Origin of the sequence: Streptomyces sp. SD31 (assembly GCF_052068475.1) — a bacterium.
In the GTDB taxonomy this organism is placed as follows: Bacteria; Actinomycetota; Actinomycetes; order Streptomycetales; family Streptomycetaceae; genus Streptomyces.
The window spans coordinates 240,646-265,332 of record NZ_JBQHCX010000009.1; the positions used below are offsets into that span (position 1 = coordinate 240,646).

Annotated in this window: 19 protein-coding genes and 2 pseudogenes; 14 read left to right on the plus strand and 7 right to left on the minus strand. The window is 69.7% G+C overall.

Annotated elements, in window-relative coordinates; genetic code table 11:
• The first annotated feature begins 54 nt into the window (after positions 1 to 54).
• Together ACTMVF_RS21175 and ACTMVF_RS21180 are read left to right on the plus strand one after the other, a co-directional pair.
• Complete coding sequence (locus ACTMVF_RS21175; RefSeq protein WP_441272640.1) at positions 55 to 717, plus strand: RNA polymerase sigma factor; 663 nt, start codon at positions 55 to 57, stop codon at positions 715 to 717.
• Positions 717 to 1,751 carry a hypothetical protein gene (locus ACTMVF_RS21180; protein ID WP_441272641.1) on the plus strand — a complete coding sequence of 345 codons (1,035 nt, stop codon included), beginning with the start codon at positions 717 to 719 and terminating at the stop codon, positions 1,749 to 1,751. The genes ACTMVF_RS21175 and ACTMVF_RS21180 overlap by 1 nt, the downstream gene beginning before the upstream one ends.
• Before the next feature lie 203 nt (positions 1,752 to 1,954).
• Here the strand turns inward: ACTMVF_RS21180 and ACTMVF_RS21185 are convergent, their stop codons facing one another.
• A complete protein-coding gene (locus tag ACTMVF_RS21185) occupies positions 1,955 to 2,818 on the minus strand; it encodes a L,D-transpeptidase family protein (RefSeq protein WP_441272642.1) in 864 nt (287 codons plus the stop codon).
• Between the two features lie 217 nt (positions 2,819 to 3,035).
• Between ACTMVF_RS21185 and ACTMVF_RS21190 the strand changes: the two genes are divergently transcribed.
• Positions 3,036 to 4,616 (plus strand): acyl-CoA mutase large subunit family protein, encoded by a 1,581-nt coding sequence (locus ACTMVF_RS21190; protein WP_441272808.1) that lies wholly within the window; start codon positions 3,036 to 3,038, stop codon positions 4,614 to 4,616.
• A 93-nt stretch (positions 4,617 to 4,709) separates the two neighbouring features.
• Positions 4,710 to 5,291, plus strand: coding sequence for a Uma2 family endonuclease (locus ACTMVF_RS21195; RefSeq protein ID WP_441272643.1), 582 nt, complete (start codon positions 4,710 to 4,712; stop codon positions 5,289 to 5,291).
• Here ACTMVF_RS21195 and ACTMVF_RS21200 read toward each other — a convergent pair.
• A pseudogene (locus ACTMVF_RS21200) lies at positions 5,288 to 6,683 on the minus strand (FAD-dependent oxidoreductase). The gene ACTMVF_RS21195 and the pseudogene ACTMVF_RS21200 overlap by 4 nt on opposite strands.
• 72 nt (positions 6,684 to 6,755) lie before the next feature.
• Here ACTMVF_RS21200 and ACTMVF_RS21205 point away from each other — a divergent pair.
• A pseudogene (locus ACTMVF_RS21205) lies at positions 6,756 to 7,360 on the plus strand (TetR/AcrR family transcriptional regulator C-terminal domain-containing protein).
• A gap of 4 nt (positions 7,361 to 7,364) precedes the next feature.
• Here ACTMVF_RS21205 and ACTMVF_RS21210 read toward each other — a convergent pair.
• The gene (locus tag ACTMVF_RS21210; RefSeq protein WP_441272644.1) at positions 7,365 to 7,784 is read right to left on the minus strand and encodes a hypothetical protein; all 420 of its coding nucleotides are present in this window, start codon (positions 7,782 to 7,784) and stop codon (positions 7,365 to 7,367) included.
• A 285-nt stretch (positions 7,785 to 8,069) separates the two neighbouring features.
• On the opposite strand from ACTMVF_RS21210, the gene ACTMVF_RS21215 reads away from it, so the two are divergent.
• Both ACTMVF_RS21215 and ACTMVF_RS21220 read left to right on the plus strand, forming a co-directional pair.
• The gene (locus tag ACTMVF_RS21215) at positions 8,070 to 9,053 is read left to right on the plus strand and encodes a glycosyltransferase family 2 protein (RefSeq protein WP_441272645.1); all 984 of its coding nucleotides are present in this window, start codon (positions 8,070 to 8,072) and stop codon (positions 9,051 to 9,053) included.
• Positions 9,050 to 10,393: a polysialyltransferase family glycosyltransferase gene (locus ACTMVF_RS21220; protein ID WP_441272646.1), complete on the plus strand. Its 1,344-nt coding sequence runs from the start codon at positions 9,050 to 9,052 to the stop codon at positions 10,391 to 10,393. Before ACTMVF_RS21215 ends, ACTMVF_RS21220 begins: the two co-directional genes overlap by 4 nt.
• A 101-nt stretch (positions 10,394 to 10,494) precedes the next feature.
• Here the strand turns inward: ACTMVF_RS21220 and ACTMVF_RS21225 are convergent, their stop codons facing one another.
• The 3 genes from ACTMVF_RS21225 to ACTMVF_RS21235 form a co-directional block, all read right to left on the minus strand.
• Complete coding sequence (locus ACTMVF_RS21225) at positions 10,495 to 11,628, minus strand: acyltransferase family protein (RefSeq protein ID WP_441272647.1); 1,134 nt, start codon at positions 11,626 to 11,628, stop codon at positions 10,495 to 10,497.
• A gap of 129 nt (positions 11,629 to 11,757) precedes the next feature.
• A complete protein-coding gene (locus tag ACTMVF_RS21230) occupies positions 11,758 to 13,122 on the minus strand; it encodes a polysialyltransferase family glycosyltransferase (protein WP_441272648.1) in 1,365 nt (454 codons plus the stop codon).
• Positions 13,122 to 14,102, minus strand: a complete 981-nt coding sequence (locus ACTMVF_RS21235) for a glycosyltransferase family 2 protein (protein WP_441272649.1) — start codon at positions 14,100 to 14,102, stop codon at positions 13,122 to 13,124. The genes ACTMVF_RS21230 and ACTMVF_RS21235 overlap by 1 nt, the downstream gene beginning before the upstream one ends.
• 198 nt (positions 14,103 to 14,300) lie before the next feature.
• Between ACTMVF_RS21235 and ACTMVF_RS21240 the strand changes: the two genes are divergently transcribed.
• The 4 genes from ACTMVF_RS21240 to ACTMVF_RS21255 all read left to right on the plus strand — a co-directional run bounded on the left by ACTMVF_RS21240 (position 14,301) and on the right by ACTMVF_RS21255 (position 19,126).
• Positions 14,301 to 15,614 (plus strand): DUF6716 putative glycosyltransferase, encoded by a 1,314-nt coding sequence (locus ACTMVF_RS21240; protein WP_441272650.1) that lies wholly within the window; start codon positions 14,301 to 14,303, stop codon positions 15,612 to 15,614.
• A 32-nt stretch (positions 15,615 to 15,646) separates the two neighbouring features.
• A complete protein-coding gene (locus ACTMVF_RS21245; protein WP_441272651.1) occupies positions 15,647 to 16,948 on the plus strand; it encodes a cytidylyltransferase domain-containing protein in 1,302 nt (433 codons plus the stop codon).
• A gap of 14 nt (positions 16,949 to 16,962) precedes the next feature.
• Positions 16,963 to 17,901: an N-acetylneuraminate synthase family protein gene (locus ACTMVF_RS21250; protein WP_301997363.1), complete on the plus strand. Its 939-nt coding sequence runs from the start codon at positions 16,963 to 16,965 to the stop codon at positions 17,899 to 17,901.
• 154 nt (positions 17,902 to 18,055) lie between these two features.
• Positions 18,056 to 19,126: a hypothetical protein gene (locus ACTMVF_RS21255; protein WP_441272809.1), complete on the plus strand. Its 1,071-nt coding sequence runs from the start codon at positions 18,056 to 18,058 to the stop codon at positions 19,124 to 19,126.
• A gap of 289 nt (positions 19,127 to 19,415) precedes the next feature.
• On the opposite strand, the gene ACTMVF_RS21260 is transcribed toward ACTMVF_RS21255, so the two are convergent.
• Entirely contained in the window at positions 19,416 to 19,895 is a 480-nt protein-coding gene (locus ACTMVF_RS21260) for an RICIN domain-containing protein (RefSeq protein ID WP_441272652.1), read from the minus strand.
• 590 nt (positions 19,896 to 20,485) lie between these two features.
• On the opposite strand from ACTMVF_RS21260, the gene ACTMVF_RS21265 reads away from it, so the two are divergent.
• From ACTMVF_RS21265 to ACTMVF_RS21275, 3 genes are all read left to right on the plus strand, one after another.
• Complete coding sequence (locus ACTMVF_RS21265) at positions 20,486 to 21,718, plus strand: M20 family metallopeptidase (RefSeq protein WP_441272653.1); 1,233 nt, start codon at positions 20,486 to 20,488, stop codon at positions 21,716 to 21,718.
• Positions 21,719 to 22,119: 401 nt separating this feature from the next.
• Positions 22,120 to 23,175, plus strand: coding sequence for a BMP family lipoprotein (locus ACTMVF_RS21270; RefSeq protein WP_441272654.1), 1,056 nt, complete (start codon positions 22,120 to 22,122; stop codon positions 23,173 to 23,175).
• A gap of 313 nt (positions 23,176 to 23,488) precedes the next feature.
• Positions 23,489 to 24,538: a BMP family lipoprotein gene (locus tag ACTMVF_RS21275; RefSeq protein WP_441272655.1), complete on the plus strand. Its 1,050-nt coding sequence runs from the start codon at positions 23,489 to 23,491 to the stop codon at positions 24,536 to 24,538.
• Positions 24,539 to 24,687: the final 149 nt, after the last annotated feature.

Below are 24,687 nucleotides of genomic sequence, written 5' to 3' on the forward strand. Positions count from 1 at the left end.
GACCACCGCAACGACCTGCGGTCTTGAAACCGCAACCATCAATTGAGGTACCTAGTGCTGGGGGACGACGCGGAGCTGACGGCCGCGGTGCTTGCGGCACAGGACGGGGACGAGACCGCGTTCCGGACTGTGTACCGCTCCGTGCACCCGCGGCTGCTCGGGTACGTACGGACGCTGGTCGGCGACCCCGACGCCGAGGACGTCGCGTCGGAGGCGTGGCTGCAGATAGCGCGTGACCTGGAGCGGTTCAGCGGGGACGCGGACCGTTTCCGCGGCTGGGCCGCCCGAATAGCCCGCAACCGCGCCCTGGACCACATACGCATGCGCGGCCGCCGCCCCGCGATCGGCGGCGACGAGACGGAGCTGACCGGGAAGGCCGCCGAGTCCGACACCGCGGGCGAGGCCATCGAGGCCCTGGCCACCGACGGCACCCTCTCCCTCATCGCGCGCCTGCCGCAGGACCAGGCGGAGGCCGTCGTCCTGCGCGTGGTCGTGGGGCTCGACGCCAAGACGGCCGCGGAGACGCTCGGCAAGCGTCCGGGCGCCGTACGGACCGCCGCGCACCGGGGTCTGAAGCGGCTCGCCGAGCTGCTCGGCGACGATCCGGAATCGGCCGGGGTGCTCGACGCCCTGCCTCACCAGCGAGGAACCCGCGACCGTGCGGTGACGTCTGCGAGTGTGACGCATATGCGTTCACGGACGCAGAAGGATGTGTGATGGCCGACGAGCAGTACAGGTGGCTGGACCGCGAAACGGCGGAACGTTTGCTGCGCGGAGAGTCCCTCGAAGCTGTCGACGCCGCCAACCGTGACCAGGCCGAACGGCTCGCCAAGACGCTTGAGTCCCTGACCGCCGAACCCCCGCTGAGCAGCGCGGAACTGCCCGGAGAGGCCGCCGCGTTGGCGGCGTTCCGCGCGGCGCGCGCCGACCGGGCCGACGCTCCCGGGACCCTCGGCCACGGCTCCGGTCCGCACGCCTCCGACGGTTCCGACGCGGGCCTCGTCCGCATCGGCACCCCCGCCGCCCGTGCCGCCCGTCGCCCCCGCTGGGCCCGTCCCGTACGGCTCGGTCTCGCCGCCGCGCTGGCCGTCGGCATGGTCGGCGGGGTCGCCGTCGCGGCCGGAACCGGAGTCCTGCCGACGCCGTTCGACCGCGACGAGCCGGGCCGCCCGGCCGCCTCGGTCTCGCCGTCGCTGCCGGAGCGCACGCTCGTCTCGCCCTCGCCGGAGAACGGCGCTCAGGGCGAGCCCACGCCCGACGGCGGCTCGAAGGGCTCCACCGGCTCCGGGAACACCCAGGACACGGCACCCGACAGCCCGGCCCCGGGCCGTGAAACCGGCGCCCCGGACCGCGACGGACACTCCGGCGGCTGGTGGCGCAACGTCACCTCCTCCTGCCGCGACGTGCGCGACGGCAAGCAGCTGTCCGGCGACCGTCGCCGCGCCCTGGAGAGCGCGGCCGGCGGTTCCGTCACCGTGCGGAAGTACTGCCAGGGCGTCCTGACCGGCGTCGGCGAGAGCACCGGGTCGCTGCGGGACGAGGGCAAGGGCGACGCCGGCCAGGAAGAGAACAAGGACAAAGGCACAGGCAAGGACGAGGGCAAGGGCGACGACGACCCCCGAGACCGAGACCGAGACCAGGAGCAGGACCGGGATCGGGATCGGGGCAAGGGCAGAAGCGCTGACGCGGACCGCGCGGCCGGCGTGCCCACGCCGGAGTCCGTCGCAGTCACTCCTGTCACAAGCCTCTGACCTGCGGTTTTGTGGTTCGCGGAAAATTCTTCGCGCCGAGGGTGACACTTTCGGCCGCCGTGGCGCTGAACTGAGTGAGCCGACTGGTCATCGGCCCTCGCACAGAGCCGGGGTTCCCCCCGTACCTGCGGCTCGTGCATCGGCGCGGGCGGGACACGTTCCCCCGGTCCCGCCCGCGCCCCACTTCATCCGCGCCCCGCGCCTCACCAGTGGACGACGACCTTGTCGCCGTTCCTCACCTGGTCGAACATCTCCGCGATGGCCCGCTCGTCCCGTACGTTGACGCAGCCGTGCGAGGCGCCGGAGTAACCCGTGGCCGCGAAGTCGGACGAGTAGTGCACCGCCTGGCCGCCGCTGAAGAACATCGCGTACGGCATTGGCGAGTCATAGAGCGTCGACACATGGTGCCGGGACTTCCAGTAGACGCTGAACACACCTTCCCGCGTCGGTGTGTACTGCGACCCGAACCGCACCGGCACCGTCAGCACCGTCCGGCCGTCGATCATCCAGCGCAGCGTCCGGCTCGACTTGCTGATGCACAGCACCCGGCCGGTCATGCACCTCGCGTCCGGCGCGTCGGCGGGCTGCCCGCCCATCAGGTACAGGTCCCACTTGCCGGGCTCGCGCGTCATCTTCAGCAGCCGCTGCCAGGTGACCTCGTCGGTCTTCCCCGTCTTCGGCAGCCCGCGCTTGCCCTGGAAGCCCCTGACCGCCTGCTCGGTCAGATCGTCGTAGGTCCCGGTCGGCCCGTCGAAGAGCCAGGCGATCTGCCGCAGCCGGGCCTGGAGCTCGCGTACGTCACGGCCCTCGTCACCCCGTGACCACAGCACGGTGGGCGCCGGCGGCGCGGGGTCGGCGCTCGGCTTGTCGTCGGGCGGGGCGGACTTCGGGGACGGCGTGCCGCTCGGGACCTCGACGCGCACCGGCGAGCGGTGCTCCTCGCCGGAGGCCCGCACGGTGCACCCGCACAGCACCGTGAGCACGGCACCCGAGGCGAGCACGGCCGTCGACGCCCGCCTGCCCTTGCCGCGGACGCTCCCCGTGCCCCTGACGCGTGTCGTCCCCATGCCTCTGGTACGCATCCCGACCCCCGTCGTCTCATCGCGGCCGGCCCCGGCCGCCCTGATGTCCTCACCAGATGTTCCCCAGAGATGTTTCCCCGGGCGTGACCGGTCGCGAACCAGGGGGCATGGTGGGAGACAAGGTGGACGCCCGCCGCTACAGTCCGTGGCGAGGCCGCCCGTACTGGCGGGTAACAAGCAGCACGACGCGGAGGCACACACCATGGCGCGTGAGTCGGAGTCCGGACTGCCCATCGAGCCGGTCTACGGGCCGGACGCGCTCAACGACTGGGACCCGGCCGAGAAGCTGGGCGAGCCCGGCGAATACCCCTTCACACGGGGCGTGTACCCGTCGATGTACACGGGCCGTCCGTGGACGATGCGCCAGTACGCGGGCTTCGGTACGGCGACGGAGTCCAACGCCCGCTACCGCGACCTGATCGCGCACGGCACGATGGGTCTGTCGGTCGCCTTCGATCTGCCGACTCAGATGGGCCACGACTCCGACGCGCCGATCGCGCACGGTGAGGTCGGCAAGGTGGGCGTGGCGATCGACTCGATCGACGACATGCGGGTCCTGTTCGGCGGGATCCCGCTGGACCAGGTGTCGACGTCGATGACGATCAACGCGCCGGCCGCGCTGCTGCTGCTCCTGTACCAACTGGTGGCGGAGGAGCAGGGGGTCCCGGCCGACCGGCTCACCGGCACGATCCAGAACGACGTGCTGAAGGAGTACATCGCACGCGGGACGTACATCTTCCCGCCCAAGCCCTCGCTGCGGCTGATCGCCGACATCTTCAAGTACTGCAAGGCCGAGATCCCGAAGTGGAACACGATCTCGATCTCCGGCTACCACATGGCCGAGGCGGGCGCGTCGCCCGCGCAGGAGATCGCGTTCACGCTGGCGGACGGCATCGAGTACGTCCGCACGGCGGTGGCGGCGGGCATGGACGTCGACGACTTCGCGCCCCGCCTCTCGTTCTTCTTCGTGGCCCGTACGACGATCCTGGAGGAGGTCGCCAAGTTCCGTGCCGCGCGCAGGATCTGGGCCCGCGTGATGCGGGAGGAGTTCGGAGCGAAGAACCCGAAGTCGCTGATGCTGCGCTTCCACACGCAGACCGCCGGCGTGCAGCTGACGGCCCAGCAGCCGGAGGTGAACCTGGTCCGGGTCGCGGTGCAGGGCCTCGCGGCGGTGCTGGGAGGCACGCAGTCCCTGCACACGAACTCCTTCGACGAGGCGATCGCGCTGCCGACGGACAAGAGCGCGCGGCTGGCGTTGCGTACGCAGCAGGTGCTGGCGTACGAGACGGACGTGACGGCGACGGTCGACCCCTTCGCGGGCTCGTACGTCATCGAGAAGATGACCGACGACGTGGAGGCGGCGGCGGTCGTGCTGATGCAGCGGGTCGAGGACCTCGGCGGCGCGGTGGCGGCCATCGAGCACGGCTTCCAGAAGAACGAGATCGAGCGCAGCGCGTACCGGATCGCCCAGGAGACGGACTCGGGCGAGCGGGTGGTCGTCGGCGTCAACCGCTTCCAGCTGCACGAGGAGGAGCCTTACGAGCCGCTGCGCGTCGACCCGGCCATCGAGGCCCAGCAGGCCGAGCGGCTCGCGAAGCTGCGGGCGGAGCGGGACCAGGGGGCGGTGGATTCGGCGCTGGAGGCGTTGCGGAAGGCGGCCGAAGGGGAGGACAACGTGCTGTACCCGATGAAGGACGCGCTGAAGGCTCGGGCGACTGTGGGTGAGGTGTGCAACGCGTTGCGGGGGGTTTGGGGGACTTACGTGCCGTCGGATGCGTTCTGAGCTGGGCGATTACTTCGTACGGGTGATCGGGGGCGGAAACCGCGCGCCCCCGGTTACGCTCATGAAGAGTGGGCCCCGAATGAGGAGGACGCCATGGCCGTACTGCAGCAGGAGCTGACCCTGGGCGAGGCTGCCGACCAGCTCGCCCGCGCACTGCCTGGCCACCGCGTGGAGATCCTCCAGGGGAGGCTCACTGTGACACCGCCGCCGGATGGTTCGCACGCTCTGTCGCTGACGAAGCTGGGCAGGGCTTTCGATCGGGCGGGGCTGGTTGAGGCGGGGTATGAGTACGTCCAGGGCGTCGGGCTCTGGCTGCCCACGTTGCCCGAGGACTTCGCGATCCCCGACTTCTCTGTCGTCGACCAGGACTTCCGCGACGCCCATGTCACGAAGAACTACTACGCACCGAACGTCTTCCGCATGGTCGTGGAAGTGACGTCGTCGAACTGGTCCGACGATCTCGGTCCCAAGGTTGAGTGCTACGCCCAGGCCGGCCTCCCCGTCTACCTCATCGCCGACCGGAAACACGGCGAGGTCCTCCTCTACCAGAACCCGGCCGACGGCAAATATCCCGACCCTGTCCACTACAAGCGAGGCCAGATCGTTCCCGTCCCCGAGACCGTCGGCGTCACCCTCGAACTCGCCGTCGACACCCTTCTCGACGGCGACGACTAGCGGATCCCGAACCGGCTCAGGTAGCTCACCAGCCCGGCCGGCTGGTCCCCGGCCCACCCCACGTAGCCGTCCGGTCGTACGAGAAACACCCCGCTGCCGTACGACTCCTGCACGTCCCCTCGAACCACCCGCACCGCCCCCGCCACCTCCACCCCCACCGCGACCAACGTCCAGTGCGGCCCCCGAAACGCATCAAACAGCCGCACGCCACCCAGCACCCCATCCGGCGCCCGATCCCCGCCCCGCACCGCCCCCGGCGCCCCCCGCGTCTCCTCCGTCAGGCTCGACTCCCGGTACGCCAGCCCCAGTTGACGCGTAGCCTCCCCGCGCCGCACCTCCCCGCGATGCACGCTCGTCGACAACCCCAGCATGTCCGCCGCGATGGCCCGCCGCTCCTCCTCGTACGTGTCCAACAGCCCGGCGCCCGCCCCGTCCCGCAGCACCGCCCCCAGCTTCCACCCCAGGTTGTACGCGTCCTGCACGCTGGTGTTGAGCCCCTGCCCGCCCGCCGGTGAGTGGACGTGCGCGGCGTCCCCCGCCAGGAAGACCCGCCCGTCCCGGAACCGGTCCGCCAGCGCCGCCCGTGGCCGGAAGTCCGACGCCCAGCGCACCTCGGTCACGTCCTCGGGGGCGAGGTGGGACCGGGCGGCGACGATCTTGCGGATGCCGTCGAGGGAGAGGTCCACCGAGGCGCCCTCGGGGAACTGGGCGACGACCTGGAAGTCCTCCGTGCCGGCCAGCGGGCACACGGCGAGGAAGCCGCCCGTATCGTCGGCGGGCGGGAAGATGTGCCAGTTGTTCCGGTCCAGTCCCGCGATCCTGACGTCCGCCACCAGCATCGGGCTCGGATCGACCGTCTCCCCGGTCATGCCGATGCCCACAGCCCGCCGTACGGCCGAACGGCCACCGTCCGCGGCGACGACGTAGCGCGCGGACGCTCTCGCCGGCCGGGCAGCGGACCGTTACGCCGTCCTCGTCCTGCGTGAGCCCCACGACCTCCCGGCCGAAGGCGACCTTCCCGCCCAACTCCTCCAGCCGGCCCAACAGGATCTGCTGCGTCCGCCACTGCGGCACCATCCACGGCTCGGCGTACGGCGAGTCCTCCGTCACCTCCGCCGGGTCGAACATCCGGTGCTCGCCGACCCGCTCCCCGTCCTGCCAGATCATCCCGACCGGATAGCCGCGGCCCGCCGCGCGGATCGCGTCGAGCACGCCCAGGTCGTCGAAGACCTCCATCGTGCGCGGCTGGATCCCCTTGCCGCGCGAGCCGGGGAACAGCCGCTCGTCCCGCTCCACGACCAGCGCGTCCACCCCCCGCCGGGCGAGGTCGATGCCGAGGGTGAGGCCGGTCGGCCCTGCGCCCACGATCAGTACATCGGTCCGTACAGTCATGATCGACTCTCCTTAACGCTGTTAAGTTCGGCAGAGCGCAAGGGTGGCCTTAACGTCGTTAAGCTGTCAAGCGTGAACACCGAACGCCGAGCACCCCTCGACCGCACACGCGTCGCGGACACCGCCCTCAAGCTGCTGAACGAGGTCGGTCTGGACGGCCTGACCCTGCGCGCCATCGCCAAGGAGCTGGACGTCAAGGCAAGATGGCGACCGAGATGTACCGGCGGATGGTCGCCGGGACGCCCCTCGACCCCGCCGACACCTGGCAGGAACGGCTGCTCAAGTCCAACCGCGGACTGCGCGCGGCGCTGCTCGGCTACCGCGACGGCGCGAAGGTCTTCAGCGGCTCACGCTTCACCGGCATCGAGCACGCCGAACAGATGGAGGACAACCTGCGCCTGTTCACGACCGCCGGCTTCACTCTCGCCCAGGCGGTCCGCGCCACCTCGGCGACGTACTTCTACACCCTCGGCTTCGTCACGGAGGAACAGGGCGTCGAGCCGCTCCCCGGCGAGCGCCGCGAGGGCTACGACATAGCGCAACGCGCCCGCCTGATGGCCGACTTCCCCTTGTCGGCTCAGGCGGGCGCGGAGATCTTCGGAGACTACGAACGGCACTTCGAGGAAGGGCTGGCCCTGGTGATCGCCGGGATCGAAGTGCGCTACCGGGCCGGGTAGGCGATCAGTAGTTCTCGACGTACGTGTTGATGCAGTCCTTCCAGACGCCGTCGGGCGTCAGCTTGCACACGGTGAACTTCACCTGCTCGCCGTATGCCGGACGGGGGCTGTTGTCGGCGAGGCCGTTGTAGTTGGTCGAACCGCAGCCCCGGACGCTCGCCAGTCCGCTGGTCGTCCAGGAGCTGTTCCGCCACACGTAGGCGGCGGCGATGATGCCGTTGTCGCCGTCGCAGAAGGCGTCGTACACCTCGATCGCGCCCGAGCCGCCGCCGTGGAAGTAGCCGCTGCCCAGGTAGGTCCCCGAGACGCCCCAGACCTGGACGGTGGTCGTCACCGCCGAGGCGGAACCGGCCGCCGCCACCGTGAGTCCCGTCGCCGCGGCCGCGCAGGCGGCCAGTCTGGCCATTCTGTTGCGGATACGCATTCCCTTACTCCTTCGTAGAGTTGGTCGAACACAAATCCTTCGAACTGGCGCACCCGCGCCGGTTCGGGCCACACCTCATCAGCGGAGGATGGACACGCGCGGGTGATCGTGTAGCGGAATGATGGATGCCGTACGAAGCCCGGCGCGGTGCCAGGGGCCGCGCGGGCCCGCGGCATGGTGATGTCATGCCGAGTTCACTTGGAGGTCGGCGAGGTGTCGCGTTCAGGCAGCCCGTCGGTTCCTAGGATCACGGAGATTTCCCGCTGAGAATCCAGGTGTGCACACGTGGCCAACCAACCCACCCTGTCCGTGATCGTCCCGTGCTACAACATCGAGTCGTACGTACCCGAGACCGTGACCAGCCTGGTCAACAACGAACGGGACGACTTCGAGTTCATCTTCGTCGAGGACCGGTCCACCAAGGACAAGACGTACGAAGCGCTGCTGACGCTGACGAAGAGACTCAAGAACAGTCGGGTGATACGGCACGAGCAGAACGGCGGACTGGCCACCGCGCGCAACACCGGAATCGACGCCTCGGAAGGCCGCTACCTCACCTTCCTCGACGGCGACGACTGGCTGGCGCCCGGCTATCTCGCGGATCTCGTCGACGCCATCGAGCGGTTCGACGTCGACTTCGTGCGGACCGACCATGTGCAGGTCACCGGCATCGAGCGGACCGTCCACCGGGCGCCCGAGGGGCGGCGGCACACCCCGCTCGACCCGCGCACCTCGATCCTCCCCGTCGACGACACCACCATGGTCGACTACCCGTACGCCTGGGCCGGTGTCTACCACCGCCGCCTCCTGGACCGCGGGATGCTCCGCTTCCACGACGGGCTGAAGACCGCCGAGGACCGTCCCTGGATCTGGGACCTGCACCGCAGGGCCGAGTCGTACGCCGTCGCCAGCCTGCGCGGCGTCTTCTACCGCCGGGGCGTGGCCAGTTCGCTGACCCAGATCGGTGACGTCCGCCAGCTGGACTTCTTCCGCTCCTTCGACCTCGTCCTCGCCGAGCTCGCCGAGGACCCCGAGGTGGGCAGGCTGCGCAAGAAGGCGCTGCGCAACTACTGCGTCGTCATCGCCCACCAGCTGCTCAGCCGGGGCCGGTTCGAGCGCAGCATCGCGGCCAGGCTGAAGCAGATGGCGGCCGAGGCGCTGGGCAGGATGTCGGAGGAGGAGTTGGAAGAGGCCCTCGTCGGGATGGGCGAGGAACGCGTGTACATGCTGCGTCGGATACGGGGCGGCATGAAGGGAGTGGCGGCATGATCCAGATCTTCTTCTCGGCCACGCAGTACGCGGCCGCGACCGTCACCGCCGCCATCCGCGCCGGCCAGTTCGGCCCGCGCGAGGGCGTCCGCCGCATCCTCGTCGTGAGCAACACGGCCGCCATCCCCGAGGTCGGCACCCCGCTGGACAAGATGGCCGGCTTCGAGAAGCTGCGCCCCGAGTTCGACGAGGTGCGCTCCTGGAACGAGTTCATCTCCCCGCACCACCCGGCCGGCTGGTCCCCGCGCGGCCAGGACACCCTGCTGTGGGAGAAGGCCGTACGCCTCGCCTGGAACCTGGGCGACGAGCCCGTCGAGATCGCCTGCGAGTCCATCCAGGCCAACCCCTCGCGTGCGGTCGCGGACATCTTCGCGGACAGCCCGATCCATGTGTACGCGGACGGCCTGATGAGCTACGGCCCCACCCGCAACCGCATCCCGCACGGCATGAGCAGCCGTATCGCCCGCGTCCTCCACCTGGACCTGGTGCCGGGACTGCGGCCCATGCTCCTCGCCGAGTACGGCGTCGAGCCGGAGGCCGTCCCGAACGAGGCGATCGTCGACGTCCTCGCCCAGATCGGCGAGTCCGGCGCCGGCATCCTCGCCGAGCGCCTCCCGGCCGACAACCCGCCCACCGCCGTCCTCCTCGGCCAGTACCTCTCGGCCATCGACCTGATCACCCAGGACGAGGAGGAGCAGCTGCACATCCGCTTCCTGCGCGCCGCCGCCCGGGCCGGCCACCAGGACGTGCTGTTCAAGCCGCACCCGAGCGCGCCCGCCGTCTTCAACGAGTCCCTGGAGGCGGTCGCCGCCGAACTCGGCGTGAAGCTCACGGTGCTGAACGAGCCCGTCCTCGCCGAAACCGTCTTCGCGTTCCTGAAGCCGAAGCTGGTCATCGGCTGCTTCTCGACGGCGCTGATGACCGCCGCCGCCTTCTACGGCATCCCGGTCGCCCGCGTCGGCACGGACCTGCTCCTCGAACGCATCACGCCGTACGAGAACAGCAACCGCATCCCGCTGACCATCATCGACGCGGCCCTGCCCGACGCGGAGCACGCCGAGCTCGGCTCGCAGCTCGAACTCGCCGGGATGGCCGAGGAGCTGGCCCCGCTGGTGCGCAGCGTCGGCTACTGCATGCAGTCCCGCAAGCACCACACGATGCGCGACGAGGTGGCCGCCTGGCTCACCGGCAACCTGAACCGGTACCAGCACTACTTCAAGCGCCGCCGCCTCACCAGCCTGCGCCTGCCGGGTGGCAGCCCGGTAAGGGCGGAGGCGCTGCGCAGGCACCCGGCGGTGAGGAAGGCCGTACGGCAGCTGCGGCAGACGACGCGGAAGTAACGCCGGGTATGCCGGTGGGGGTGGGAGGCGCGCAGCGCCCCCCACCAGGGGCGCGGGGAACTGCGCGACCAGCCCCCACCGGCCCGCACTCGAACCACGGCCTAATGCGGCCGAACCGCCGGCAGCGCCCGCTTCAGCTTCGGCCCGAACGGCTTCTCCACGAACCGGTGCATCAGCCAGGCCAGCACCAGCAGGCTCAGCACCGACAGGGCCAGCGTCGCGTAGGAGCCCAGCCCGAGGCCCCGGTGCAGCACCCGGATGAAGAACCAGCCCAGGTGCTCGTGGATCAGGTAGAAGGGGTACGTCAGCGCCCCCGCCACCGTCAGCCAGCGCCAGTTGGCCCAGCTCGTCCAGCCCAGCGCCACCACCGCGACGGCGGCGAAGGCACAGAAGACGATGGCCTGGATGACGTACGGGGAGCGGTGGAACTCGCCCTGGGCACCGGGGTGCCACAGCGCCATGACCGAGTAGCGCTGGCCCAGCAGGAAGGACATGCCGACGATTCCCCACAGCAGCAGGTCGCTGCCGAAGCGGTGGATCAGGTACAGCGCGAGGCCGCCGATGAAGAACGGGGCGTGGTCGCGCATCACCAGCTCGTCGGTCAGCGGGTTGTCGGCGACCCGGGCGAAGGCGGAGGCCAGCGTCCACAGGATGCAGAAGGTGACCACCCGCTTGTAGGTGACGCCCTTCCAGATCACGAACAGCGCGAAGAGCACGTAGAACTTCAGCTCCACCCACAGCGTCCAGCACACCCCCAGGACCCGCGGCACGCCCAGCGGCTGCTGCATCATCGTGAGGTTGACCAGGAACTCGTCCGGCCGGACCGGGTGGACGACGACCGGCAGCAGGACCGCGGCGCCGGTGACCATGACGATGGCCACCCAGTACGCCGGGTAGAGGCGGGAGATCCGGGAGCGGAAGAAGTCGCCGAGGCTGCGGCCCCAGCTGCTCATGCAGATCACGAAGCCGCTGATGACGAAGAAGAACTGCACGCCCAGGCTGCCGTAGGTGGACAGCTGCGACAGCGTCGGGAACATGACGCCGGGGGACTGGTCCCAGGAGGTGGCCACCTCGCCGTTCTTGCCGGTGAAGTGGTACATGCACACCATCAGCGCGGCCATCAGCCGCAGGCCGTCCAGGGCGCGCAGCCGGCTCGCCGCCCGGGGCCGGACGGGCGGCCGGTCGGACAGGGGCAGCCGTATGTGCGGTGCCGTGGCCTGGTCAGCCGCGCTCATCGTGGGGCCCTTCTCGTGGGAGTCGTGGGACAACCGAACCTACGTACCTCCGACGGGTGAAAGGTGAGTGACGGCTGACGCTCAGGGAGCGCAAAGGTGTCACATGGATGAACGACCACCCCTTGTCCGTTACTTTCGGCCGGCCACCCGCTTCAATGCCCGCGCCCGGCGCGCCAGTCGGCGTACGGTCGCGTTGCGCGGGATGAACGAGAGCTGGGCCGGTACGGCGCCCGGCAGGGCCAGCGAGGTCAGGCGCTTGCGCTTGAAGTAGCGCCAGGTGTGCGGGTTGAGGTGCTGGGAGAGGTAGGTCTCGGCCGCGCCGCGCAGCCCCGGGTAGATCTTCGGCTGCATGGCGAACCCGACCGCCTTGAGCAGCGCGGCCAGTTCGTCCACCCGCTTACGCGCGGGCATCTCCCAGCCGCTGACCGCGGAGGCGTCCGCGCTGTCGGGCAGCAGGGCGTCGACGATGGTCAGCGGCACGCGGTTGCTGTTCTGGTACGGCGTGAGCCGGGCCAGCAGGGTGTCGGTGCCGACCCGCGCGACCGGGACGCCGTACAGGCCGGCGGCCGTGAGCAGCGCGGTCGAGAAGCAGCCGACGACCAGGGCGGGCCGCAGCCGCTGGAAGGCCACCTCGGCGAGTACGGGCCGGTCCAGGAAGGTGAGTCGGGCGCCCAGCTTCGTCGCCTCGTCCTCCAGGAGCCTCGACCAGTGGGCCGGCGCGAGGGGGTGCGGCTTGAACACGAGGTCGCGGTGGCCCAGTTCGACGGCGCCGCGCACCATCTGGAGGTGCAGCTCCGCCTCCTCGGCGTCGGTGAGGATGCCGAGCGCGGAGAGGTGCTGGCCGAGCAGCAACGCCGGTCGGTCATCCGAGGAGGAAGAACCGCCGGCCAGGTCGTCCTGGCCCTCGGCGAGTTCGCCGACCACCTTCAAGAACGCCTCGGACGGCACGATTTCGGACGGTACGCCGAACTCGGTGAGCAGCAGCGGGGTCAGGCCCGGGACGAGGTCGAGGTGCAGCAGGCGGCCGATACGGGTGCCGACGAGCGGATCGACCTTGTCGCGCGTGGGGCCGTAGCTCGTGAGGCCGTTGGCGTAGACGTCGACGGGAGCGCCGGTGAACAGCTGGCACAGCGCGAGGGCCGGGTTGGCCTGCACGGACTCGACGGCCAGCTGGATCTCGTCGTCACCGAGGCCCCACAGCAGCCGTACGTACCGCTCCCACATGGGGATGTCGTCGGCGCGCGGCGACCAACCGCTCGGGTGGAAGGGGGAGATGGTCGCGTTCCAGGACCGCACCTCGTCGAAGCGCTCACTGATCGGGGTGAAGCCCGGCATGGCGTCGACGGACGGGGCGATCTCGGGGTTGGTCGCGTTGTTGGTGACCAGCAGCAGCCGGCGGTCGGCCGGTTCGAAGAGCCCGGCGTCCAGGGCGGCGGCGAGGGTCGCGGCGCCGTACAGTGTCGAGGCGCAGAAGATCTGGGTGGTGCGCGGCATCAGGCGGCCACCGTCCGGGCGCCCATCGACCGGCGGCGCACCCGCCGCAGCCGGGAGGCTCGCTGCGCGTCCATCGAGTCCATTACCTCCGTGAGCACGTCCTGCGGCATTCTTTTCAGGGCGGCGGCGCTCATCGAGCGCAGTTTTCGAGCCACGGCCGGTTCGAACCTCTCGATGTGGCCGAGATGATGCGCCATGACGGCGCAATAAGTGCGCACGGCTTTCGGAAGCAGCTTATCCGCCTCGGGATCGGCCGCCGTTTCCTCGATTACCTGATCGAACGCACGAATGAAATCCAACTGCCGGACGTCACCGATCTGGGTGAGTGAGGACGCCACTCCGCGCCGGTAGTGGACGCCCAGCAGTCCCACCGCGGCGAACGACTCCGCCTCCCGGTGCAGTTTCCAGATCCACGGCCGGTCCTCGGCGGTGCGCAGCCCATGGGTGAAGTGCAGCACCCCGCGGTCGACGAGGCGGCGGTGGTAGACGCCCGCCCACGCGTACGCGTAGTCCACGGACGTCGACCGGTCGGCGGGCAGGATCGCCTCCCGCGGGTTCATCACCGTCCAGCGCCGGCCGTGCGGCACCCGGTGGATGCTGCGCGCCCGCCCCGTGCACTGCACATGGTCGGTGCGCACGAAGTCGCAGCCCAATTCCTCGATGGCCGCGACGAGTTGCGGGAAGTAGCCGGGCGCCAGCCAGTCGTCGCCGTCCAGGAACGTCAGATACTCGCCGCGCGCCCTGTCGATGCCCGTGTTCCGCGCGGTGGCCAGCCCTCCGTTCTGCTCGTGTCCGACGACCACCGCGCCCGGCAGCTCACGCTCCGCGCGCGCGAGCAGGTCCGGTGTCCCGTCGGTCGAACAGTCGTCGACGAGAATGAACTCGAAGTCCTCGCGTGTGTTCGCACGCAGGCTCTTCAAGGTGTCGGGCGCGTATTGCTGCACGTTGTAGAACGGCACGATGACGGAGAGCTTGACCACGTGAAGGACGTTAGGGGGCGGCCCGTCACCCGTCTTTACCCGGAGCTTGATGTCAGGTGAACGACGCGTGGCGATGCCGTGAACCAGGCTTTTTTTCGACGACTTCGGGCCCTGATTCTCCGTTCGTCGATGTGCTGTTAACCGTTTGTTGCATTCGGGTTGGGCAGAACCTCTCCATCGCTTCCTAGCGTCTTCGACGTGCCAGTAAGTGCGACGAAGACCCGGCGAGTTGCCGTACTCGCGGATTCCGATACCCGGTGGAAATGGGGTGCGCTCACCGCGAACCGCATCGCCCCGGAGGATTCGGACATCCGCCTGGACGGATATCTCCTGCGCGGCCGCGCCACCCCGACCCCCCGCCAGCTCCAGGAGGTCGGCGTCCACGCCGACTCCCTGCGTGAGGTGACCGCCGTCGAGTTCCTGCGCACCATGGCGCAGGAGTCGTACGACGTCCTCGTCCTCTCCCTCGTCGGCGGGGGCGTCCAGGCCATGCTGCACGGCCTGAAGCGGGTCTGGGAGGGGCAGGCGCAGCGCCCCGTGGTCGTCACCGGCTATGTCGGCGTCGTCTACGAGAAGCTCGCCGACGGCCTGCTGCTGCGGCACGGCGCGGACCTCGTCCTCGCCAACTCCCGCCAGGACGCCGAGCGTTTCCGCGCGGTGTACGACGGGGTCGGCGCCGACTCCTCGGCGGTGACCGAGGTGGCGCTGCCGTTCCTCGGCGGGGAGCCCTACGCCGGTGAGCACGACCCGTACACGGTCGTCTTCGCGGCCCAGCCCTCCGTGCCGGACAACCGCAGGGACCGTACGTACCTGCTGAACCGCCTGATCCAGCACGCCCGCAAGCACCCCGAGCGCGAGGTGCTGCTCAAGCTGCGCTCCAAGCCGGGCGAGCACACCACGCACATCGAGGAGCTGCCGTACCAGAAGCTGGTGCAGCGGCTCGAACCGCCGGCCAACTTCCGGCTGGTGTACGGGAACATGGGCGAGGTTCTCGACCGCACCGACCTGCTGGTCACGATCAGCTCCACGGCGGCGCTGGAGTCGCTGCACCGCCGTATCCCCACCGTCGTCCTCACCGACCTCGGCGTGCGCGAGACGCTCGGCAACCACCACTTCGTGGGCTCCGGCTGCCTCGCCTCCTGGGACCAGCTGGACGACGGACACCGCCCGACGCCCGACGAGGAGTGGGTGTCCCGGCAGGGCGTGGTCGCGGACGGCTCGTACGCCACCGCCTTCGACGCGGCCCGCGAGCGCATCGCCAAGCTGCTCGACCGCCCGGGCGGCCTGCCCGCCCTCACGCCGTACTACACGCCGGCCACCGCGCCCGGCTATCTGCCCGGCATCCTCGCCCGCCACCACCTCGGCCCCGACGGCAGCCCGCTGCCCGGCGCCCCCGCCCACGACAAGGAGCCCGGCCCGGTCCGCCAGATAGTGCGCCGGGCGGCGCGCGGCGCCTACCGCCACGGCGTGCAGCGCGTGGCGCCGGTCATCCGGCGGATGGGCGAGCTGTGAGCCGCCAGACCCCACGTCAAGGAGCAGAACCCATGTCCAAGTCGGAAGCAGGGCAAGGCACTTCGGTGCCGCGCGTGCTCGCCGTGATCCCCGCGCGCGGCGGCTCCAAGGGCGTGCCCGCCAAGAACCTGATGCCCGTCGGCGGTGTGCCCCTGGTGGCTCGTGCCGTGCGTGAGTGCCGGGCCTCGAGACTCGTCACGGACGTCGTCGTCTCCACCGACGACCAGGGCATCGCGGCCGCCGCCCGCCAGGCCGGCGCCGAGGTCGTGCTGCGTCCCGCCGCGATCGCCGGTGACACCGCCACCTCCGAGGCGGCCGTGCTGCACGCCATGGACGCCCACGAGGCGCTGCACGGCTCGCCGGTGGATGTGGTCCTGCTCGTGCAGTGCACCAGCCCCTTCATCGTCCGCGAGGACATCGACGGTGTGGTCAAGGCCATCGTCGCCAACGGCGCCGACACCTCCCTGACCGTCGCCCCCTTCCACGGCTTCGTGTGGCGCCACGGCGACGACGAGCCGGCCGCGCTGCGCGCCGAGCGCGAGGCCGTCGAGGGCGGCACCGACACCGTCGCCACCCGCACCACCACCTCCGGCGGCGGCTACGGCGTCAACCACGACAAGTCCTTCCGCCCGCGCCGCCAGGACCGCCCCCAGGACTTCCTGGAGACCGGCGCCGCCTACGCGATGGACGCCGACGGCTTCCGCGAGCACAAGCACCGCTTCTTCGGCCGCACCGAGCTCGTGCGCACCGACCCCGCCCGGGTCCTGGAGATCGACGATCCCCACGACCTGGCCCGCGCCCGCGCGCTGGCGCCGCTGTTCGACGCGGACCGGCCCGGCGCCCTCCCGACCGCCGACGAGATCGACGCGGTCGTACTGGACTTCGACGGCACCCAGACCGACGACCGGGTGCTGATCGATGCCGATGGAAAGGAGTTCGTCTCCGTGCACCGCGGAGACGGCCTCGGTATCGCCGCCCTGCGCAAGAGCGGGCTGAAGATGCTGATCCTGTCCACGGAGCAGAACCCGGTCGTCGCCGCCCGCGCACGGAAGCTGCAGATTCCCGTGCTGCACGGCATCGACCGCAAGGACCTCGCACTCAAGCAGTGGTGCGAGGAGCAGGGCATCGCGCCTGAGCGCGTGCTCTACGTCGGCAACGACGTCAACGACCTCCCGTGCTTCGCCCTTGTGGGCTGGCCCGTGGCGGTCGGCAGCGCCCACGACGTCGTGCGCGGCGCCGCACGCGCGGTCACCACCACCCCCGGTGGCGACGGCGCGATCCGAGAGATCGCCAGCTGGATCCTCGGCCCCTCTCTCGATTCCCTCACCAAGTAAGGACATCTTCTGCCATGAGCACCAACTCCCGTCTGCGCTCGTTCGGTTCGCGTGAGGTCGGCCCGGGCAAGCCCGTCTACATCTGCGGCGAGATCGGCATCAACCACAACGGTGAGCTGGAGAACGCCTTCAAGCTCATCGACGTGGCCGCCGAGGCCGGCTGTGACGCCGTGAAGTTCCAGAAGCGCACCCCGGAGATCTGCACCCCGCGCGACCAGTGGGACATCGAGCGCGACACCCCCTGGGGCCGGATGACCTACATCGACTACCGCCACCGCGTGGAGTTCGGTGAGGACGAGTACCGCCAGATCGACGAGTACTGCAAGAGCAAGAACATCGACTGGTTCGCCTCCCCGTGGGACACCGAGGCCGTCGCCTTCCTGGAGAAGTTCGACGTCCCCGCCCACAAGGTCGCCTCCGCCTCCCTGACCGACGACGAGCTGCTGCGCGCCCTGCGCGCCACCAACCGCGCGGTCATCCTCTCCACCGGTATGTCGACGCCGAAGCAGATCCGCCACGCGGTTGAGGTCCTCGGCTCGGACAACATCCTCATGTGCCACGCCACCTCGACCTACCCGGCGAAGGCCGAGGAGCTCAACCTCCGCGCGATCAACACGCTGGAGAAGGAGTTCCCGAACGTCCCGATCGGCTACTCCGGCCACGAGACGGGCCTGCAGACCACGCTGGCCGCGGTCGCCCTCGGCGCCGTCTTCGTCGAGCGCCACATCACCCTGGACCGCGCGATGTGGGGCTCCGACCAGGCCGCCTCGGTCGAGCCGCAGGGCCTGACGCGCCTCGTCCGCGACATCCGCACCATCGAGGCCTCCCTCGGCGACGGCGTCAAGAAGGTCTACGACTCCGAGCTCGGCCCGATGAAGAAGCTGCGCCGCGTCGCCGGTGTGGTCGCCGAGGCGGAGATCGCCGCCGCGGCGGGCGAGCCGGTCCAGGTCTGAGCCTGACGGCACCGAGTCCGAGTGCGCCGACCCCGAGTGCCCCGAGAGGGAGCGCTCGGGTTCGGCGCCCTTCGGGCTCGTGGCAGCACCAGCCGGAACACGAGCTGAAAACGAGCGCCGCATGAGCGCCTTACGACGGGACGGTCGTACGTCGATGAGCCACCGAGCCGGGAACACCGGCCCCCACACTCTCGCCTTCGTCGAGAGCCCGGTACAGCTCCTGAACGTGCTGGAGTGGGCACACGCCCGCGAGCACGCCCTCGGCGCGGGACTCACCCTCGTCGTCCTGTCCCCGATCGACCCCATGACCCGCGGCCAGCTGCGCCGGATGGCCGAGCTGGCGCGGGACGACGGGCACGAGGTCCGCTGGGAGGAGGCGCGGGGCGGCGCGGCGGCCCCCTTCCAGACGATCGGCGGCCTCGCGGGCCTGCTGCGCCGGGCCGAACGCGTGGTGTTGGGGGACCCCTTCTCCCGTTACGTCCAACTGCTGCTGACGATCACCAAGGCGCGCGACCTCGTCGTGGTGGACGACGGCACGGCCACCATGGAGTTCGTCGCCCAGCTCGCGCGTGGCGAGCGCCTGGTGCGCTGGCACCGCAAGGGCGGCCGACCCGGGCCACGCGACCTGGTCTTCGCGCCGGTGTCGTCAGCGGCTCGGAAGCGGCTGACGCCGAGTGAGCGCCGGAGCGTCGAGATCTTCTCGTCGATGCCGATGGAGAAGACCCCGGACGGCGTGACGGTCACCGCCAACACCTTCGCCTGGACCCGCGACCGCTTCGGCCCGCCCCGCATCACCAAGGGCGCGGACATGGTCGGCACGTCCCTCGTCGAGACCGGCGTCGTGGACAACGACCGCTACCTGGAGGCCGTCCGCTCCCTGGCCAAGACGCACGGCGCCACCCGCTACTTCGCCCACCGCAGGGAGAGCGCGGAGAAGCTCCACCGCCTGGCAGTCGAGACGGGCCTGGAGGTCGTACGGCCGGACCTCCCCCTGGAGCTGATCGCCCGCCGCGGCCCCATCGGCCGCACGATCCTGAGCTTTCCGTCGACGGTTGTGCATACGTTGCCGCTGGCGCTGTCGGGGACTGAGGTGCGGGTCGCGGTCTGCGACATCGACCCGGCGTGGCTGACGGAGAATGCTTCGCCTCGGGCTCAGGGGTTCTTGTCGGGGGTTACGGGGACTGCGCGGGACGTGCACCGGCTGTCGGCGGTCAGCGCGATCTAGCCGGAAGCCGCAAACAGCTCGATGCGCCCCTACGCCGCCCTCCGCGCCAGGAGGAACGCGCGGGGGCGCTGCTCGTCGCCCTGCGGTTCACGCAGGACACGGGCCTGAACCTGGAGGTCGGCCTTGGCCAAGGCGGCGCCAAGGGCCTTCCTGACCTCCATCAGTAGGAGAAACCGGCAGGTCAGGGGAGGGCGAGGGTGCGGGTGGCCGGGTTCGCGCGCCGGTGCGCGGCGACCCGGGGTTTTGGATCCGCACCCTCGCCGATGCCGTGGTCCCTACTCGTCCGGAGTCATCCCTGGTCCTCCGACGAGGGGTAGATCCGCCACAGCTGGGAGAGGTTCGGGCCGCCCCACATGCGGGTCAGGCCGACCAGCCGGTCGTTGCCCTGGAGGTGGTCGGCGATGGCCAGGGCGTAGCGCGGGTGCACGACCGAGACCATGTAGAAGTCGTTGCCCCGCTCCGAGTGGGAGACCAGTCGCCAGTGCTGGTTGAGGCTGTCCGTGCGTTCTCGCAGGGTCACGGTGTCGGGCGGGTTGGCCCCTGCGGTGAGACAGCGGTGGTTGGCGTACGACTCGATGCACACGGTGCCGTCGGAGTTCTGCCTCAGGAACCAGCGGTGCGAGGTGTTGTCCTTGGCGAATGGGTCCTGTGCCCAGGTCTGGGTGTGATTGCCGACACCGTCGTGCCAGTCGTTGCACATGAAGTAGGTGCCGGTGACGTGGTGGGTCATCGTCACTGATCCGCCCGCGAGCAGTACGAGGTCGGTCAAGTCAGTCTCCTCTGCCTCAAGAGTCCGTCACAGGAGAGGGCGCCCCGAAACTCAGAGTAGGCAGCCGGCGGGTACTCCACACCATGGCGAACAGGTCGTTTTACGAGGTCAGAGCCCGTCTGGGAGATCTCGAACAGGTGGCCGGTGCTACTCGAACTCCCTGACCGGCCGTCACCCACATGTCCCGCACGCGACGCAGCAGCGTTGAAGCGCACTACTGGACTCGAACAGGCGGAGCGCCAGCCACGGGGGAGGCGAAGGCGCAAGGCTGGGGAATCGGCAGCCGCCCCGACGTGGCGGCTGTCTCATTCATGAAGCTCGGCCAGGGCATGCACCGGGCGTGTGCGATCCCGACAGGTGAACAAAACCGACGACACTCCGTGAGGCGTGGTATGCGTTGAGGTGGATGGGTGTCGTCACTCTCCGTCGATTCCATGATCGACTCGGTGGAAGTTGCGCGAGTTTACCCACCCAAACCGATACCTATGCGTCGGGCGGCCAGATTTTCTTCCTCAAACGGGTTGAACTTTTGTTGATCGAGGGTCAGTTGGCCACCCCAGCGTCCTACCCTTTAGAGGGTGAACCAACTGATGTCCCCAGAGTCCGAGGCCGATCACACCGGGGAAGCCGCCCTTCCCGGCACCCTGCCGGAGGCGCTCCGTGCGGAACTCATCGAGTTCCGGCGCGACTTGCACATGCACCCGGAGCTCGGCAACCAGGAGTTCCGTACGACCGCCGCGATCAAGGCCCGCCTGGAGAAGGCCGGCCTCCAGCCCCGCGTGCTCGCCATCGGAACCGGGCTCATCTGTGACATCGGGGACGTCGGGGAGTCGGACGGCGGGCGGCCCATGCTCGCGCTGCGCGCCGACATCGACGGCCTGCCCATCCCGGACACGAAGAGTGAGTGCCCGTACCGCTCGACCGTCCCCGACCGGGCGCACGCCTGCGGCCACGACGTCCACACGGCCGTGGTGCTCGGCGCGGGGCTGGTGCTCGCCGAGCTGCACAAGCGCGGGCAGCTGCCCCGTCCCGTCCGGCTGCTCTTCCAGCCCGCCGAGGAGGTGCTCCCCGGAGGCGCCGCCGACGTCATCGAGTGCGGGGTGCTCGAAGGGGTCGGCCAAATCCTCGCGTTGCACTGCGACCCCAAGGTGGACGCCGGGAAGATCGGGCTGCGGCAGGGCGCCATCACATCCGCCTGCGACCGGCTCGAGATCGCCCTCGACGGTCCCGGCGGGCACACCGCTCGCCCTCACCTCACGACCGACCTCGTCACCGCCGCCGCCCGGGTCGTCACCGACGTACCCGCTCTCGTCGCCCGGCGCACCGACGCCCGCAGCGGCCTCGCCGTGACCTGGGGCCGAGTCGAGTCCGGCCACGCCCCCAACGTCATCCCGCAGCACGCCGAGCTCTCCGGGACCGTGCGCTGCCTGGACCTCGACACCTGGCGGCAGGCGCCGGACCTCGTCGTCGCCGCCATCGACGAGATCGCCAACCTCCACCGCGCCAAGTCGGAGATCAACTACGTCCGAGGCGTCCCGCCGGTCGTCAACGACCCGGCCGCCACCGAGCTGCTGCGCGCCGCCATGACCGCCCGGCTCGGCGCCGACTCCGTCGAGGGCACCGAGCAGAGCCTCGGCGGCGAGGACTTCTCCTGGTACCTGGAGCACGTCCCCGGCGCCATGGCCCGCCTGGGCGTACGCACGCCGGGTGACCGGATCGGCCGTGACCTGCACCAGGGCGACTTCGATGTCGACGAGTCGGCCATCACGGTGGGCGTGGAACTCTTCACGGCGGCGGCGTTGCTCGGCGCCGCCGCGGCTTAGTCGGAGCGTGCTCGCCGTAAGGGTGCGGTCGTGCGGCGGCTGCGGGCTCGTTGTGGCTGGTCGCGCCCGCGCGGCGGAGCCGCATGTCGAACACAGCCCCCCGCCCCTGACCCCCTCGCTCCGCTTGCAGCCGGCGCGTAGGCGAGGGAGTCTGGCCCCATGGTCGGCGGTCCTGTGCGCCATCACGCTGAAGGTATCCCTCATGCGCGGAGCGTGCGGTGCACAAAAGGGGGTAATCGCCCTGCGCGTGCCTTTCGATCCGGTGGTTCACAAGGACGTAACCGGCCATCGGCACGAATGGATAACGGCACGGTGAAACCCCGTTCCCAGGAGTGTCTACGCGCGTTACTGTGCGCCGAACTCAGCACCCACTGCGGGGCTTGGAGAATGGGGACTTCACGATGCGTCGGACATCCAAACTGACCCGTGTCGCGGTGGGGGTCGCGTCGATCGCGCTCGCCGCCACGGCGTGCGGTGGTACCAGCAGCGACAACGGCAGCGGCAGCGACAGCACCGGCGACGCCAAGGGTCTCGCCATCGCGTACGACATCGGCGGCAAGGGCGACCAGTCCTTCAACGACGCCGCGTACGCCGGTCTGCAGAAGGCCCAGAAGGAGTTCGGTTACAAGACCGATGACGTCGAGCCCACCGAGGGTGAGACGGACGCCGACAAGGAGCAGCGGCTGTCCTCGCTGGCCAGGCAGGGCTACAACCCGGTGATCGGCGTCGGCTTCGCCTACGGCCCCGCGATGGAGGCCGTGGCCAAGAAGTACCCGAAGACCACCTTCGGCATCGTCGACTCCGTGGTCGAGGGCAACAACGTCGCCTCCCTCGTCTTCGCCGAGGAGCAGGCCTCGTACCTGGCCGGCGTCGCGGCGGCCAAGGCCACCAAGAGCAACACGGTCGGCTTCGTGGGCGGTGTGGACATCCCGCTGATCCACAAGTTCGAGGCCGGCTACAAGCAGGGTGTCCAGGACACCAGCGGCGGCAAGGTCAAGGTCATCTCGCAGTACCTGACCCAGACCGCCGAGGAGGGTGGCTTCTCCAGCCCCGACAAGGGCAAGGCCGCCGCCGAGGGCCAGATCGAGAAGAAGGCCGACGTCGTCTACCAGGCGGCCGGTCTGTCCGGTCAGGGCGTCATCGAGGCCGCCGCGAAGGCCAAGGTCTGGGCGATCGGCGTCGACTCCGACCAGTACAAGCAGGCGGCTCTGGCCAACTACAAGAACTACATCCTGACCTCCGCCCTCAAGGACGTCGGCGGCGCGGTCTACGCGCTGGCCAAGTCCGTCCAGGACGACAAGCCGCTGACCGGCACCCAGACCTTCGACCTGAAGGTCAACGGCGTCGGCCTGTCCGAGTCCAACCCGGAGTTCGCGAAGATCACCGGCCTCTCCGACGCCGTGGCGAAGGCCAAGGAAGGCATCATCGACGGCTCCATCAAGGTCAAGACCGAGTAACTCCATCAAGGTCGAGACCGAGTAATACGACGGTAGTCACCGACGTACACCGGTGAAGCGGGCGGGCATCCCAGGGTGCCCGCCCGCTTCGTTGTTCCCGGACCGCCGCGTCACCCACCGCCACCCTGCGTTTGCTGTCGGCAAGGCCTTGGTCAAGGTCTGACGTGGTGTTGGCCACGGGCGCATAACAAGGTGGACAGAAGGGGTTTTCAGGCAGGTCTACGCGCGTTAATCTGCGGCGAAAGCCAGCGCCGTAGCTGTGAAGCTGTCCCGAGCTGTACCGTCCGGCGCTAGTACGACAGGAGCTCTACACATGCGCCGGATTTCCCGGATCACGGTCGCAGGCGCAGCGACCGCCTCTCTGGCCCTCGCGCTCTCCGCCTGCGGCGGCACCTCGACCTCGGCCTCGTCGTCGGAGTCGAAGAGCGACAAGGGCCTCGCCATCGCGTACGACGTCGGCGGCAAGGGCGACCAGTCCTTCAACGACGCCGCGTACGCGGGCCTGGAGCAGGCGAAGAAGGAGTTCCAGTACGACACCGCCGACCTCGAGCCCACCGAGGGTGAGACGGACGCCGACAAGGAGCAGCGACTGGTGTCGCTGGCCAAGCAGGGCTACAACCCGGTGATCGGCGTCGGCTACGCGTACGCAACCGCCGTGAAGGCCGCCGCGGAGCGGTTCCCCGACACCACCTTCGGCATCGTCGACGACTCCACGGTCCAGGCGAAGAACGTGGCCGACCTGGTCTTCTCCGAAGAGGAGGCCTCGTACCTGGCCGGTGTCGCCGCCGCCAAGAGCACCAAGACGAACACGGTCGGCTTCGTGGGCGGCGTGGACATCCCGCTGATCCACAAGTTCCAGGCCGGCTTCGAGCAGGGCGTCAAGGACACGAACCCCAAGGTCAAGGTCCTCTCCCAGTACCTCACGCAGACCGCGGAGGAGGGTGGCTTCTCCAGCCCGGACAAGGGCAAGTCGGCCGCCGAGGGCCAGATCGAGAAGAAGGCCGACGTCGTCTACGCGGCCGCCGGTCTGTCCGGTCAGGGTGTCATCGAGGCCGCCGCCGCCAACAAGGTGTGGGCGATCGGCGTCGACTCCGACCAGTACAAGCAGGAAGCCCTCGCCAAGTACAAGGACTCCATCCTGACCTCGGCGATGAAGGACGTCGCCAAGGCCGTCTACACCCTGGCGAAGTCGGTCGAGGACGGTAAGCCCGAGACCGGTATCGTTCGTGGCGATCTGAAGACCGGCCAGGTGAGCCTGTCGAACTCCAACCCGAAGTTCGCGGACGACACCGCGGTCCAGGAAGCCATCAAGACGGCCAAGGAGAAGATCGTCAAGGGCGAGATCAAGGTCAAGACGAGCTGACTTACAGCAACACCCTGAGCAGCGGTAACCCCGGGGTTACGTCCGCTCAACGGGGTACGGGGAGGCTCTCCCGTGGGAGGCCTTCCCCGTACCCCGTTGTCGCGGTGCGTCGGCCCCCTTTCAGGCCATAGGGGCGCTACGCGCGTAGA

What these genes read in the sequence shown, in the direction of transcription:
- ACTMVF_RS21180 (WP_441272641.1), top strand. Translation starts at nt 717, where the DNA reads ATGGCCGACGAGCAGTACAGGTGGCTGGACCGCGAAACGGCGGAACGT.
- ACTMVF_RS21185 (WP_441272642.1), bottom strand. Translation starts at nt 2,818, where the DNA reads ATGGGGACGACACGCGTCAGGGGCACGGGGAGCGTCCGCGGCAAGGGC.
- ACTMVF_RS21190 (WP_441272808.1), top strand. Translation starts at nt 3,036, where the DNA reads ATGGCGCGTGAGTCGGAGTCCGGACTGCCCATCGAGCCGGTCTACGGG.
- ACTMVF_RS21195 (WP_441272643.1), top strand. Translation starts at nt 4,710, where the DNA reads ATGGCCGTACTGCAGCAGGAGCTGACCCTGGGCGAGGCTGCCGACCAG.
- ACTMVF_RS21210 (WP_441272644.1), bottom strand. Translation starts at nt 7,784, where the DNA reads ATGCGTATCCGCAACAGAATGGCCAGACTGGCCGCCTGCGCGGCCGCG.
- ACTMVF_RS21220 (WP_441272646.1), top strand. Translation starts at nt 9,050, where the DNA reads ATGATCCAGATCTTCTTCTCGGCCACGCAGTACGCGGCCGCGACCGTC.
- ACTMVF_RS21225 (WP_441272647.1), bottom strand. Translation starts at nt 11,628, where the DNA reads ATGAGCGCGGCTGACCAGGCCACGGCACCGCACATACGGCTGCCCCTG.
- ACTMVF_RS21230 (WP_441272648.1), bottom strand. Translation starts at nt 13,122, where the DNA reads ATGCCGCGCACCACCCAGATCTTCTGCGCCTCGACACTGTACGGCGCC.
- ACTMVF_RS21245 (WP_441272651.1), top strand. Translation starts at nt 15,647, where the DNA reads ATGTCCAAGTCGGAAGCAGGGCAAGGCACTTCGGTGCCGCGCGTGCTC.
- ACTMVF_RS21250 (WP_301997363.1), top strand. Translation starts at nt 16,963, where the DNA reads ATGAGCACCAACTCCCGTCTGCGCTCGTTCGGTTCGCGTGAGGTCGGC.
- ACTMVF_RS21255 (WP_441272809.1), top strand. Translation starts at nt 18,056, where the DNA reads ATGAGCCACCGAGCCGGGAACACCGGCCCCCACACTCTCGCCTTCGTC.
- ACTMVF_RS21265 (WP_441272653.1), top strand. Translation starts at nt 20,486, where the DNA reads ATGTCCCCAGAGTCCGAGGCCGATCACACCGGGGAAGCCGCCCTTCCC.
- ACTMVF_RS21270 (WP_441272654.1), top strand. Translation starts at nt 22,120, where the DNA reads ATGCGTCGGACATCCAAACTGACCCGTGTCGCGGTGGGGGTCGCGTCG.
- ACTMVF_RS21275 (WP_441272655.1), top strand. Translation starts at nt 23,489, where the DNA reads ATGCGCCGGATTTCCCGGATCACGGTCGCAGGCGCAGCGACCGCCTCT.